Origin of the sequence: Ruminiclostridium cellobioparum subsp. termitidis CT1112 (genome assembly GCF_000350485.1) — a bacterium.
Lineage (GTDB): Bacteria > Bacillota > Clostridia > Acetivibrionales > DSM-1351 > Ruminiclostridium > Ruminiclostridium termitidis.
In genome coordinates this window covers 47,944-61,835 of record NZ_AORV01000072.1, presented here as the reverse complement: position 1 = coordinate 61,835, position 13,892 = coordinate 47,944, and the positions used below count along the sequence as shown (strand labels likewise).

Here is a 13,892-nt window from a genome sequence, read left to right as displayed (position 1 = left end):
AGGTTAGCCATGCTGATTGACAGTATTATTTGCAGTAAACCTGAAAAGATTGACTTGACGGGTTTTGATATGGATTATGTTGAAGTGGAATGGTATGAGGTATCAAAAAAAATTCTTCATAAAACAAGTAAGAAAGGCAGGGAGGTCGGAATAAAGCTGAATATTGACCGTGCCCTCAGACATGGGGATATTCTGCACCTGGAGGGGAACAGTGCTGTCATTGTTGAAATTCCGGAGTGTGAATGTATTGCCCTGGAGCCACAAACTTTGGCTGCCATGGGCAAGGCCTGCTATGAAATCGGCAACAGACATTCCCCTCTGTTTTATCAGGAGGAGAGGCTGCTGATGCCATATGATCCGCCTCTGCTGGAAGCTTTGAAAAAATGCGGATTTGTGGCATACAAATGTTCCGCCAGGCTGATAAGGCCTTTGGGCGGCGGGACCGGCGGACATTCCCATGGACATGAACACACGCATGAGACTGTTTCCAAACACCAACACCACATACATGAACAGGGGCAATCATATGAGCTCTCAAATTCCACCCGGTAAAAGCAGGGCCAGGCTGCGGTCATGTCTGCATCTGCTGCACCTGAGCGATCCGCTTCTTCCCATAGGGGGCTTCACACACTCCTATGGTCTTGAAACATATGTGCAGAAGGAACTGGTGAATAGCAGCACCCAGGTGAAAAAATATCTGGAAGCCTATTTGAGGCATAATTTTCTGTATAATGAGCTGCTTGCCATGCGGTTGGCCTGGGAATATGCAGATGAAAGCAATATTGAGGTAATTGTTGAATTAAACAATATATTATGTGCCGCCAAAGGGCCGCGGGAATTGCGCAATGCTGGTACAAAGCTGGGATTGCGGCTGATAAAAATTATTGAAACTCAATTAAACGGAGAGGCTTTGTTTAATGAGTATCTTGAGGCAGTCAAAGCCGGTAAATGTGAAAGCAATTACTGTGTTATATACGGAATGGCGGCATATTTGTTCGGTATCGGTAAAGAGGATTCTATGATTGCCATTTCATATAATACGGCTTCAACAATAATAAACAATTGTGCAAAACTGATACCCATCAGCCAGATGGACGGTCAAAAAATACTGTTTGAGGCACAGGCGTTTATTGAAGAGCTGGTTGAAAAAGCCGGTAAACTGAAGCCGGAGGATACGGGCATGTGCAGCATAGGCTTTGATATCAGATCCATGCAGCATGAGAGACTATATACCAGAATTTATATCTCTTGAAAGGAACAGTATATTATGGGATACGTTAAAATAGGAATCGGAGGGCCTGTAGGCTCGGGAAAGACGGCGATGATAGAGAGACTTACAAGAAAATTGTCGGGACAGTACAGTATTGGGGTTGTTACAAATGATATCTATACCAAGGAGGATGCGGAATTCCTTATAAAAAACAGTGCTTTGCCGGCAGAGAGAATTGTCGGTGTTGAAACGGGAGGCTGCCCGCATACCGCCATAAGGGAGGATGCCTCTATGAATCTGGAAGCCGTTGAGGAACTTACAAATAAATTCAAGGATATAGAGATAGTTTTTATTGAAAGCGGAGGAGACAACCTGTCGGCAACCTTCAGTCCAGAACTGGCGGATGCCACGATATATGTCATTGATGTGGCTGAAGGGGATAAAATACCCAGAAAAGGCGGCCCGGGCATAACCAGGTCCGATCTGCTCGTAATCAATAAAATCGACCTTGCACCATATGTAGGGGCAAGCCTGGAGATAATGGGCAGGGATTCCAGGAAGATGAGAGGCAGCAAGCCCTTTGTTTTTACCAATCTGAATACCAATGAGGGTTTGGAGAATGTTATCGGCTGGATAAGGCGCAGTGTACTTCTGGAGGGGATTCCTTGATTAACATGTTCGGGTCCGAGAGCAGACTTTATATTAAAACCGTACTCTCAAACAACAGAACAGTAGTTGAAGACTCCTACTTTACAGCCCCCTTCAAGATTGTGAAGCCCTTTTACAATAATGACCGCAATATGGCGGAAATCATGGTTATGAGTGCATCGGCCGGTGTAATGGAAGGTGACTGCTACAGCACTGAAATTGAAGTTGGAAGAGCTTGTGCATTGTCGCTGCAGGGACAATCCTACACCAAGATACATAAAATGGCGGAAGGTTATGCAAAACAGGAAAATATATTCAGAGTTATGGAAGATGGGTTTTTCGACTATGATCCCAAGCCGGTCATACCCTTCGGAGCTTCGGACTTTGTTTCGGGGAGCACCTGTTATTTGTATAAGGGAGCCAAATACCTTTATTCCGAAATATTATCCTGCGGAAGGGAAAAAAGCGGAGAACAGTTTCATTTCAGAAGATACAAAAATTATAACAGGGTATTTTACTGCGATCAGTTGATTTTCCTTGACAATCACGAATTGACGCCCGAAACTCAAGCGTTAAGCAGCCTTGGCTTTTTTGAAGGCTATACTCATCAGGCTACTCTGGCATATTTTTATGATGCTCTGGACAGGGAAGCCGCTGTGGAAAAGCTTTTTACGGTAATTGAAACATATGACGGTATTGAAGCCGGAATATCTGCAACATATAAATACGGTATAATAATAAGAATACTGGCCTGTGGAAGTGATTATCTGGAAGGTATAATCAAAAATATCAGAAATGAAATTTACAATATGCAGTCCCATACTGCTGTTTATGGATAGTTGCCGATTAAGGAATGGATAAACGGAATTTATCCATTCCTTAATCCTGTCAGAGTGTCATTTTATTTTTCTGCATTCCAGATAAAAGCGCTTTTCTTCGGCTTCTCCCATGGAGAAAGTCTTTCTGGGCAGGGCTCCGTCCAGTATAACCGTTTTGAAAAGGTCGGTCTTATTCATGGGCGGGAGATAGAAACCCATATTTCCTGCTTGTGAGCCAAGCTTTGTTACTACATCCTCACCGTGTATATAGTCTATTTTGACCTGCGGGTGCTCCTTGATATAGCTGTCCAGAAATGCCTGCAGAGTTCCGACTTCCAGATTGCTGGCAGGGTTTTCTATGGACACCGTTCCCTTACCGGCAGCTGTTACATAGTTGAAGGTATGGACGGTGCCGCCCGAACATGTTGAACCCTGGCAGGCCGTTTTGCCGGAGAAGGCTCTGAACTCCCTTAACAGATCATCTGCGCCTACATTGAAAAGAACTCTGTGAATGGGTTCGAATACAAGGCCTGCGTCATGTACATTGACCAGTTCCACAAGGGCATATCTTGCAGGATGATTTTCCAGCTGCTCAGGTGTCAGACATTTCTTCAGGTTTTCCCAATGTCCCTTTGCAGAGGCAAGGGAATGGTTGCCGTCGCCAACGGCGAACAGGAGCAGGTCTTTGTCTGCATCAACTCCGTACTTGCCGGAGAACACATCTTTTTGTGCAAGTTTTGAAAGAGCGTCTGCTATTGAATTCATATCCTTTTCATCGGAAATCTTGTAGCCTTTTATGTGCCCGCCGTTCATCATCAATTCAAAATCATACAGCTTTTCCAGCTGGGCGGATTTTTGGAACAGGGGCTCGATCACTGTCTTCCCGGGGTCATCTATAAGCACCATTATGTGAGGGAGCTCTATGGGAGCATCCTGCCTAACCTTAATCCTGGGAGGAAGCCTGTCCAGTACGGTTCCCTCTGTAGCGCGTATCAATGCCTTCGAACCTTTGTTATAATCGTAGCATTCCAGGTCCAGGGCAATTATCAGGCCCTTCCTTGATTGTGCATGGGAGGTCCTTCTGTCTGTGAGGATAAAGCACTTGTCAAGTTCGGACAATACTCTGTCGTCGATGTATTGTTTCATGGTGGCATTGATGTCTGAGATTCTGCTGCTGCTGTCGCCGCCTTCCAAATATACCTCGGGAAAAATAATATTAAAAGTCGAAGGGCTGCCCTTTGTCAGTTTTTCAACCTCTTTCCAGTATTCGGGTTCGGAAGTGTACTGATCACAGGCTACAACAGCCCATTTATTCAAAGCTTCATTTTTTTGCAGGGAGCATTATATGGGGTATATGTACACCTAATTTTGACAAAGTATTAATGAGCTTACTCATTTTAACCTCCCAAATATTAATTTCAATACTTTCTTTATGTATTCACTATTCAACAATTTTACATTAATCTCTGTTTTTAGTCAATTTTCATTGTTTAAAAAAATAAAAAGTATAAAATCAATTTTTATTTGAATTTTTTACACTACAATTACAAATAATATTATCGGCGGTTTATGAATTTGGAATTTGTACTTTAGTATAAAGATTTGTTAAAAGGAGGGATGAGATGCTGAAAAAATACAGCGGGGTTTTAGGATTGCCGGTAATTTCAGCCAGAGACGGTCTAAAAATCGGAACAGTTAAGGATATGGTATTCAGCGCGGATAATAAAGGCATACTCGCCTTCCTTATGGAAAAAGGCAGCTATGCTGTTAAGGGCAATGTCATTTTGCTCAGAAGTATCATAAGTCTCGGGAACGATGCCGTAATTGTTGATGATCCTGCGAACCTGCTGGAATACAGACGGTTTAAAAAGTTATACCAGCTTCAGGAAAGAAAAAATCTGAGGGGCCTTAAGATATTTACACATACAGGTGAAGATCTGGGAGTAGTGCAGGATGTATTATTTGACTACAGAACAGGAAAAGTTGAAGGAGTTCAGGTATCGGACGGACTGGTTCAGGACATTATAATGGGCAGGAACATACTTCCGTTTTTCGGAAAGATTGAAATTGGAAATAGCAATATATTGGTAGAAAATGAAGCAGTTGAGGAAATGATGAGTACGGGCGGCGGTTTGAAAAGCCGGCTGGAAACCTAATTTTTTATAACAAGGAGGAAATATATTATGATGAGAAATTTTACCAGAGGACTTGTGATAGGCGGGTTAATAGGAGCGTCCATCAGCGTTCTGACAAATCCTGAAATAGTTGACCCGCATATGAGAAGAAAGATGATTAAGTCGGGAAGAAAGATTTGGCACAGATCAAACCATGTATTTGGTGACATGATGCATATGTTCAGATAATCAGAAGAGAAGACCACTAAAAGCCGAACAGTTTATGTTTGGCTTTTAGTGGTTTAAGGAGGGTTGCATATTGAGAAATATGAAGAAGACAGTATTTTACATAATACTGGTATTGCTTGTTGCAGGGATGATATTGTTTGCCTATTATTACGGTGATAAAATATTTAAAATTTTGTCTCCGTTGTTTATGGCTGTCTTTATAGCCTATGCAATCTATCCTATGGTTGTCAGATTTGAGCGCAACGGGGTCAAAAGGCATTATGCGATCATAATAATCTATATTTTTGCAGCATTATCACTTGCATTTTTTGTTATATTCATAATGCCGCATGTTATAAGCAATGCCAAAGAGCTGTTCAATACCCTGCCGGATATTGCGGGCAGATACCGGGAACTGTTCAATTCATACATTTCCAGGATAAAAACAAGCAGATGGCCTGACGAAATTAAAAATATGATTTTTGGTGAGCTGAACGTGGGCACCGGTTTTGTTCAGAATTATGCTTCGCGGGCTATGAAAAAGTCACTTGCCATACTGGCCTCGTCAATAGGCATATTCATGAATATAGTTTTATCAATGATAATAGCATATTATCTGCTCAAGGACATTGAAGACATTAAAAGATCCACTCTTATGCTGGCTCCGAAAAAAATGCGCAACGATTTGATCAATTTGGGAAGGGAACTCAATACCATCATTACAAATTTCATCCGGGGACAGCTGATAACGGCATTGATTGTGGGTTTGCTTGAGACCATCGGACTTTATCTCGTCCATGTCAAATATCCGTTTATACTCGGTGTTATCGGGGGAATAGCAAATATAATCCCTTTTTTCGGACCTGTGCTTGGGGCCATACCTGCTGTTGCGCTGGCACTGCTCCAGTCCCCTACAAAAGCGCTGCTGGCGGCAGCGGTTTTTATAGTAGTACAGCAAATCGACAACGCCTTTATTTCACCTAAAATAATAGAAGGTAAATTAGGGCTTCATCCCATAACAACTATAATAGCAGTGTTGATAGGCGGTGAATTTTTTGGCATTTTGGGCATGCTTCTGGGGGTTCCGGTGACAGCCATGATCAAGGTAATACTTAAAAGAGTAATAGATATAATTGTATAAATTTTGAGCAGCACGCGAGACCCGGATGGTCGAGTCGCTGCGACGGCAAGGAAATTTTTGCTGTGAACCCTACTATTTCAAGTAAGTCCTTTGTGTGGAAGCCATTGGTTGAAGCTTGTAACGGGAGTACCCCGTAATAAAAAAATTATTTTGCAGAAACCAACCGGCACAAAAACTCCTTGCCATAATGAAGTATCGCATATTATTATATTGCTATAGGCACCGGTCATATTTTGAGCTTTAAAAGTCAATACTTTAGACAGTGCTAAATTTACATGTTGGAGGATGGTATGAAACTTTCCAGAAAATTAAAGCTTAGGATAATCATCGGAATAGCTGCTGCCATGATTTTGTACGGAGTGCTTGACAAGTTTTTTAAATTCAATGTTAATCAAAAAGTTGTAGATAATGTGGCCATGGTATTGATGATACTGGCTTTTGGACTCCTGTTCAGCCGCGGTGATCAGAGCGGGAAGAATGAAAAGGCCGGCACCGGGGAAAATGCAGCCCCTGACGAAATTCAGGACCAAAGCCAAATTGAACAGACAGCTCTCGAGAATGATATGGTCAAGGACCAGGATAAAGGCGCTGCCAATAATGATGACAGCAGGAATGATCTGCGCTCTTGACAGAAGCGGGCAGATTTTATATCATAATTTAAGAATGTAAGATAAATTAAAAGAAGATAAATAAAAAGGCGATGAGCAAGAGGAGTAAGCAGTTGAATTTCCACAGAGAGGAACCGGTCGGGTTACAGTGCCCCAGGGTGAGAGGTTCCGGAAAACAGCCTGCCGAAGGTAGCTTGGGAGCTCTGCACCGAAAGAAGTACCTGCCATATAGTCCACTATATGATATCCGGTTTCAAAGTAGGCTGCAGCGGATTTTCGGACGTTATCCGATTGAGAGATTCACACCGGTTTTTAGGCATATTTAGTCATATAGAACTTGTGAAATTTTGGTGGTACCGCGAAACAGCAGCTTCGTCCAAATAATGGACGGGGCTTTTTATGTTGCACCGGTGCAAGGAAAGGAGAACAGATATGAATTTACAGGAAATACTTTCGTTGGTCATTATAGCCATAGGATTTGCTGTTGTATATTCGGCAAAGTTAATTGTAAAAAAGTTTCAGCTTGCTGAAAAACAAAAATGTGTCAATGCAAGTCAGATGTCGGAAGAGGAAATACAGAGTTGTAAGCTCAACAAGGCTGTATTCAATATTAAGTTAATGGGACTGATAATTTCCATACCCGGATTGATTTTGTTTATCATCAGTTTTAGATAATCTGTAAGTTTACAGGCATTATTAAGGTGTAAACCGATTTTATTGATCTCAAGAGATGGCAGTGAGATGGCAGTTTAAAAATAAATGGAGGATATGACTATGGATGAACAGCAAAACATCGCAAAGCAATACGACCCCAGTCAGGTCGAAGACAGGTTATACGGCAAATGGATGGAAGAGGGCTATTTTCATGCAGTCCCGGACAGCAATAAAAAACCGTACACTATCGTAATTCCGCCGCCCAATATCACGGGGCAGCTCCATATGGGACATGCACTTGACAATACATTGCAGGATATTCTCATAAGAACAAAGAGGATGCAGGGTTTCAGTGCCCTGTGGCTTCCCGGTACAGACCATGCAAGTATAGCTACCGAGGCAAAAATTGTTGATGCCATGGCAAGGGAAGGTATCACCAAGGAAATGCTGGGACGTGAAAAATTCCTGGAAAGGGCATGGGAATGGAAAAAGGTTTATGGGGGCAGAATCGTTGAGCAGCTTAAAAAGCTGGGAAGCTCCTGTGATTGGGAACGTGAACGTTTTACAATGGATGAGGGCCTGTCCAAAGCTGTTCAGGAGGTTTTCCTCAAACTTTACGATAAAGGACTCATATACAAGGGTGAAAGAATAACCAACTGGTGCCCTAAATGCAATACCTCCATATCCGATATAGAGGTCGAATACGAAGAGCAGGCGGGACATTTCTGGCATATCAAATATCCTGTAAAGGACAGCGAGGAATTTGTCGTCGTTGCAACCACCCGCCCTGAAACAATGCTGGGAGATACTGCCGTAGCAGTCAATCCAGATGATGAAAGATATACGCATCTGCTGGGAAAAACTTTGGTTTTGCCCCTGGTAAACAAGGAAATACCTGTTATAGCCGACTCCTATGTTGACAAGGAATTTGGCACAGGCTGCGTAAAGATAACACCTGCCCACGACCCAAACGACTATGAGGTGGGTTTGAGGCATAACCTTCCTCAGATAAGGGTTATGGACGACAATGCAATAATGAATGAAAATGCCGGTCAATACAAAGGTCTGGACAGATACGAAGCCAGGAAGAAAATGGTGGAGGATCTGGAAAAACTGGGTCTGCTGGTCAAAATTGAAGGTCATACCCACAATGTAGGTACCTGTCAGAGATGCAGGACTGTTGTGGAACCGCTTATATCAAAACAGTGGTATGTCAGCATGAAGCCTTTGGCTGAGCCTGCCCTGGAGGTTGTAAGAAACGGAACCATAAAATTCGTACCCGAGAGATTTTCAAAGATATATTTCAACTGGATGGAAAATATTCAGGACTGGTGTATTTCAAGACAGCTGTGGTGGGGACACAGAATTCCTGCTTACTACTGTCAGGAATGCGGACATATGATGGTAACGGGCACCGATCCCGATGTATGTCCAAAGTGCGGCAGCACAAGGATAGAACAGGACCCCGACACCCTGGATACCTGGTTCAGTTCCGCTTTGTGGCCTTTCTCCACACTGGGCTGGCCTGAGCAGACAGAGGATCTCAAGTACTTCTATCCTACCGATGTGCTGGTAACCGGCTATGACATCATATTCTTCTGGGTCGCAAGAATGATATTCTCAGGTATGGAGCATATGAAGCAGGAGCCTTTCAAGTATGTATTCATACACGGTATAGTAAGAGACCCCCAGGGAAGGAAAATGAGCAAATCCCTCGGAAACGGCATTGATCCGCTGGAGGTCATCGCCCAGTACGGCACCGATGCCCTGCGCTTTGCACTGACCATAGGCAATTCACCGGGAAATGATCTGAGATTCTCCACCGAAAAGGTCGAAGCCTCCAGAAACTTTGCAAACAAGGTCTGGAACGCATCCAGGTTTGTTCTCATGAACTTTGACGAGAAGCTGGACTTCGGCAAGGTTGATAAAAACAAGTTTACTGTTGCCGATAAATGGATTTTGAGCAGGATCAACACCGTAACAAAGGAAGTAACGGAAAACATAGATAAATTTGAGCTGGGACTAGGCTTGCAGAAGGTTTATGACTTCATATGGGAGGAGTTCTGCGACTGGTACATTGAAATGGTCAAGCCGAGACTTTATGACAGGGAGAGCGAAGGCAGGCTGGAGGCACAGTATGTTCTGAACTTTGTTCTGGGCAATGCCATGAAACTGCTGCATCCATACATGCCGTTCATCACCGAGGAGATATATACCCATCTTGTAAATGACGGCAGAAGCATCATGATTTCAGAATGGCCTGTATATGATGAGGCACTGAACTCCGCAGCCGATGAAGCAAAAATGAATATTATCATGGACGCCATCAGAAGCACCAGAAATATCCGCGCCGAGATGAATGTTCCGCCTTCAAGAAGGGCTAAAATGATATTCGTCGCAGCCGGAGAAACCGAGAGGGCCACGCTTCTGGAGGGAACCTCCTTCTTCCAGAGACTTGCCGGGGCATCGGAGGTCATGGTTCAGGCCGACAGGGCGGGAATTCCGTCAGATGCCGTAGGTACTGTCATAGCAGGTGTGGAAATATTTATTCCCCTGGACGAACTTATAGACATTGAGAAGGAAATCGAGAGACTGAACAAGGAAAAGGCAAACCTGGAAGGTGAGCTGAAGAGAGTCGAGGGAAAGCTCAATAACGAAGGATTTGTTGCAAAAGCGCCTGCCAAGGTTATTGAGGAAGAAAAGGCAAAGAGAGAAAAATACAAGGATATGTATTTGAAGGTTGTTGAAAGGCTGGAAAGCTTGAAGAAATAGCACGTAAATTTAACCGGCACTGCGGGTTGAATTTAATAATTGCATAGGGGAAGTAGATTTGCGGAGAGGCTGCCATACCAAGCATTAGCTGGCGGCCCCTCCTTTTTTATTGCAGTATCACCGGTAACAGATTCAGAAGCTGAAAAATATAATGTATTAAGGATTAAAGATGTGTTGAATAACCCGTAAAAGGATTTTCAATACTGTTTGTGATGCCGTACGGCGGCAGGATGGGGTTATTATGCCTGGATATGATCAGAACAAGGGTACAAACAGATTCAGAAATATGGTAGTAGGGGTCAATGCCGCGGTTCCACTGGATAACGGTACATATACGACCGGAATAAATTTTGACAATGCTGCGACCACTCCTGCATTTGTTTCGGTGGAAAAGGAAATTCACGACTTTCTGCCCTGGTACTCCTCAATACATAGGGGCAAAGGCTATAAATCCGTTGTCTCTACAGATGCATACGAGGCAGGAAGAGAGGTTATAAGGAATTATGTCAGGGCCGACAGGGATGCCGCCGTCATTTACACAAAAAATACCACCGAAGCAATTAATCTTCTGGCATGTGCAATGAACCAGCAGAAGGATGACAGGGATACGGTAATCTCAACATGGATGGAGCACGCAGCAAATGACCTGCCCTGGAGGGATAAGTTCAGGGTCGAGTATGTGGAGGTGGACCGGTACGGAAGACTGGACCTGAATGACTATGAAGCCAAACTGAAAAAATACCGGGGTAAAATACGTCTGGTCACCGTGACTGGTGCGGCTAACGTTACCGGTTATCTCAATGACATTTACCTGCTGGCCTCCATGGCACATAAATATGATGCCCCCATACATGTGGACGGAGCCCAGCTGGTTCCCCATGTCCCGGCTGATATGCGGCCGGCCGGCAGCCCTGAACATATAGACTACCTGTCCTTCTCGGCACACAAGCTGTATGCACCCTTCGGAAGCGGTGTGCTCATCGGGCCGAAGGCCACGTTTGAAGAAGGTGTTCCATATTGCATGGGAGGCAGTGCCATAAAACTTGTGACCCATGACCGCATCTGGTGGGAGGAGCCGCCTGCAAAATGTGAAGCGGGGACTCCGAATCTCATGGGTATTGTTGCAATGGCGGCGGCTTTGAAAACCATGAATAAAATCGGCATGCAAAATGCCTTTGAACACGAAAGGAGCCTTTTGGATTACGCCTATGGCCAAATGTGCAATATTCCGGACATACAACTTTACAGTCATCCTGACAAACAGGAGTCCATAGGCGTGATTCCCTTTACTGTGGAGGGGGTGCACCATTCACTGATATCGGCCATTCTGTCCTATGAGGCAGGAATTGCGGTGAGAAACGGCTTCTTCTGTGCGCACCCGTACTGCGAAAGGCTTCTGGGGTACACTGCAAAGCAGATTGAGGATATTGCAGAAAAAAATGCACTTTTTCCGGGACTGGTCAGGGTAAGCTTTGGCTTGTACAACACATATGGAGAAATTGATAAATTTATAAACTTTATGCACACAATTGTTGACAACAAGAAATTTTTTATAAATAAATACGGAAATTCCAGGGGTCTGTACAATATTAAAAACGAGGTGTAAAAATGGAGTAAAATATGATAAACTAAAGAGTAATACACAGGTTGACAATTAAAAATCCGTAATAAGGGTTATATATATACTGGAGGTTACAAATGAACTATGGATTTGTTAGAGCAGCAGCTGCGGTGCCAATGCTGAAGGTTGCTGACTGTGAATATAATACCGGGGAAATAATAAAAATTTCAAAAGAGGCTGAAAAGCTGGGAGCACAGTTTGTTGTATTCCCTGAACTGGCTGTTACAGCTTATTCCTGCGGCGATCTCTTTTTGCAGAAGACCCTTCAGAATGCGGCAATAAAGGGACTGGAAACTATTCTCACTGAAACAAGAGCACTGGAATGTGTTATAATAATAGGTATACCGCTTGTTATAAACAGCAGGATGTATAACTGTGGAGTTGCTTTGAAGGAAGGAAGGATTTTGGGAGCGGTTCCCAAAACCTATATACCCAATTACAGCGAATTTTATGAGAAAAGGTGGTTCTGCTCCGGCCAGGGGAAAAAGAATGAAACCATCGATCTTTTGGGTTTCAGTGTCCCCTTCGGTACAGATGTGCTTTTTGAAGCAGGGAACATAAGCGGGCTGTGCTTTGGGATCGAGATATGCGAGGACCTGTGGGCACCGGTTCCGCCAAGCAGTGCACAGGCTGTCAATGGTGCCACACTGCTGTTTAACCTTTCGGCCAGCAACGAAATAGTTGGCAAGCACGAATACAGGGAGAGCCTGGTCAACCTGCAGTCTGCCAGGTGCGCCGCAGCGTATGTTTATTCGTCCTCGGGGCCTAATGAGTCCACTACCGATCTTGTCTTCGGGGGACATGCCCTGATAAGCGAGTACGGGTCACTGATGGCCGAAAGTCAAAGGTTCTCCTTTGAAGAACAGCTGGTTGTCAGTGATATTGACATAGAGAGGCTGATAAATGAAAGGCTTAAAAATTCAGGTTTTACACAAGATACAACAGACAATGGGTTCAGAAAAGCAGTATTTAATATAAAAGAGCTTGAAACCGGAAATTTGCTTCGGAGAATAGATCCCCATCCCTTTGTACCTTCCAATCCGGGGGTACGGAATATAAGATGTGAGGAGATATTCAGCATTCAGACCTCGGGACTTGCCAAAAGACTGAAACACACAGGTCTGGACAAATGTGTAATAGGAATTTCCGGAGGGCTTGATTCCACACTGGCACTGCTGGTCATTGCCAAAGCCTGTGACAGGCTGGGACTGGACAGGAGAAATATACATGCTGTGACAATGCCGGGCTTCGGGACTTCCTCCAATACACTTAACAATTCTTTGGAATTGATGAGGCTGATGGGGGTAACGACCTATCAGATTGATATCAGGGAAGCCTGTATGAAGCATTTTGAAGATATCGGACATGATCCTGAGGTATATGATGTAACCTATGAAAATGTACAGGCAAGGGAAAGAACCCAGATTTTGATGGATAAAGCCAATAAAATAGGCGGTCTTGTCATCGGTACCGGCGACCTGTCGGAGCTTGCCCTGGGGTGGGCTACCTACAACGGCGACCACATGTCAATGTATGCCGTAAACACCGGAGTGCCCAAAACCCTGGTCAAGTACCTGGTACAATGGGCGGCCGACTATGTATTCGGAGATGAAACCAGGAAGGTATTGCTTAGCATCCTGGATACACCTATAAGTCCTGAACTGCTTCCAACTGATGAAGCAGGTGAAATAGCCCAGAAAACCGAGGACATTGTGGGCCCCTATGAGCTTCACGACTTTTTCCTCTATCATATGGTAAGATACGGCGCCAACCCGTCAAAGATATATTATATGGCAAAGCAGGCTTTTGAGGGAAAATACAGTGAAGAAATAATCAACAAATGGTTAAATACGTTTTTGAGAAGATTCTTCAGCCAGCAGTTCAAACGCTCCTGTCTGCCTGACGGACCTAAAGTGGGTTCCATAAGCCTCTCACCGAGAGGAGACTGGAGAATGCCCAGTGATGCGGAGGCGGGAGAATGGCTAGGCGATATGAAAAAGTAGCGTGCAACATATAATTCATATATTGCCGGAGGTTAAATTACTCCGGAACAATATACGGTAGTTGTGCAGACCACT

Annotated in this window: 13 protein-coding genes and 1 other annotated feature; of the genes, 12 read left to right on the top strand and 1 reads right to left on the bottom strand. The window is 44.0% G+C overall.

The genetic code is table 11. The annotated features are described in order from the left end of the window. Positions 1–9 precede the first annotated feature (9 nt). From CTER_RS25710 to CTER_RS25695, 4 genes are read left to right on the top strand one after another with little or no spacing between them, the layout of a single operon-like run. A complete protein-coding gene (locus tag CTER_RS25710; RefSeq protein ID WP_004630914.1) occupies positions 10–552 on the top strand; it encodes an urease accessory protein UreE in 543 nt (180 codons plus the stop codon). Next, positions 527–1,252: an urease accessory protein UreF gene (locus CTER_RS25705; protein WP_004630915.1), complete on the top strand. Its 726-nt coding sequence runs from the start codon at positions 527–529 to the stop codon at positions 1,250–1,252. Before CTER_RS25710 ends, CTER_RS25705 begins: the two co-directional genes overlap by 26 nt. 15 nt (positions 1,253–1,267) lie before the next feature. Beyond that, a complete protein-coding gene (gene ureG / locus CTER_RS25700) occupies positions 1,268–1,879 on the top strand; it encodes an urease accessory protein UreG (RefSeq protein WP_004630896.1) in 612 nt (203 codons plus the stop codon). A gap of 5 nt (positions 1,880–1,884) precedes the next feature. Beyond that, positions 1,885–2,697, top strand: a complete 813-nt coding sequence (locus CTER_RS25695; RefSeq protein ID WP_242835097.1) for an urease accessory protein UreD — start codon at positions 1,885–1,887, stop codon at positions 2,695–2,697. A 57-nt stretch (positions 2,698–2,754) separates the two neighbouring features. Here CTER_RS25695 and CTER_RS25690 read toward each other — a convergent pair whose 3' ends face one another. Next, on the bottom strand, positions 2,755–3,993 hold the full coding sequence (locus tag CTER_RS25690) for a DUF1015 domain-containing protein (protein WP_004630765.1): 1,239 nt from the start codon (positions 3,991–3,993) through the stop codon (positions 2,755–2,757). Positions 3,994–4,298: 305 nt separating this feature from the next. Between CTER_RS25690 and CTER_RS25685 the strand changes: the two genes are divergently transcribed. The 8 genes from CTER_RS25685 (at position 4,299) to CTER_RS25650 (ending at position 13,817) form a co-directional block, all read left to right on the top strand. Then, the gene (locus tag CTER_RS25685; RefSeq protein ID WP_004630869.1) at positions 4,299–4,832 is read left to right on the top strand and encodes a PRC-barrel domain-containing protein; all 534 of its coding nucleotides are present in this window, start codon (positions 4,299–4,301) and stop codon (positions 4,830–4,832) included. Positions 4,833–4,859: 27 nt separating this feature from the next. Continuing rightward, positions 4,860–5,039 (top strand): hypothetical protein, encoded by a 180-nt coding sequence (locus tag CTER_RS25680; RefSeq protein ID WP_004630817.1) that lies wholly within the window; start codon positions 4,860–4,862, stop codon positions 5,037–5,039. A gap of 79 nt (positions 5,040–5,118) precedes the next feature. Beyond that, a complete protein-coding gene (locus tag CTER_RS25675) occupies positions 5,119–6,159 on the top strand; it encodes an AI-2E family transporter (protein ID WP_165585986.1) in 1,041 nt (346 codons plus the stop codon). A 290-nt stretch (positions 6,160–6,449) separates the two neighbouring features. Continuing rightward, on the top strand, positions 6,450–6,788 hold the full coding sequence (locus CTER_RS27325) for a hypothetical protein (protein WP_004630871.1): 339 nt from the start codon (positions 6,450–6,452) through the stop codon (positions 6,786–6,788). 62 nt (positions 6,789–6,850) lie between these two features. After that, positions 6,851–7,150, top strand: a binding site (T-box leader). Positions 7,151–7,199: 49 nt separating this feature from the next. Then, complete coding sequence (locus CTER_RS25665) at positions 7,200–7,442, top strand: hypothetical protein (RefSeq protein WP_004630892.1); 243 nt, start codon at positions 7,200–7,202, stop codon at positions 7,440–7,442. A 99-nt stretch (positions 7,443–7,541) separates the two neighbouring features. Continuing rightward, positions 7,542–10,193, top strand: a complete 2,652-nt coding sequence (locus CTER_RS25660; protein ID WP_004630975.1) for a valine--tRNA ligase — start codon at positions 7,542–7,544, stop codon at positions 10,191–10,193. Between the two features lie 241 nt (positions 10,194–10,434). Continuing rightward, the gene (locus CTER_RS25655; protein ID WP_004630951.1) at positions 10,435–11,799 is read left to right on the top strand and encodes an aminotransferase class V-fold PLP-dependent enzyme; all 1,365 of its coding nucleotides are present in this window, start codon (positions 10,435–10,437) and stop codon (positions 11,797–11,799) included. A 92-nt stretch (positions 11,800–11,891) separates the two neighbouring features. Continuing rightward, complete coding sequence (locus CTER_RS25650; protein WP_004630798.1) at positions 11,892–13,817, top strand: NAD(+) synthase; 1,926 nt, start codon at positions 11,892–11,894, stop codon at positions 13,815–13,817. Positions 13,818–13,892 lie beyond the last annotated feature (75 nt).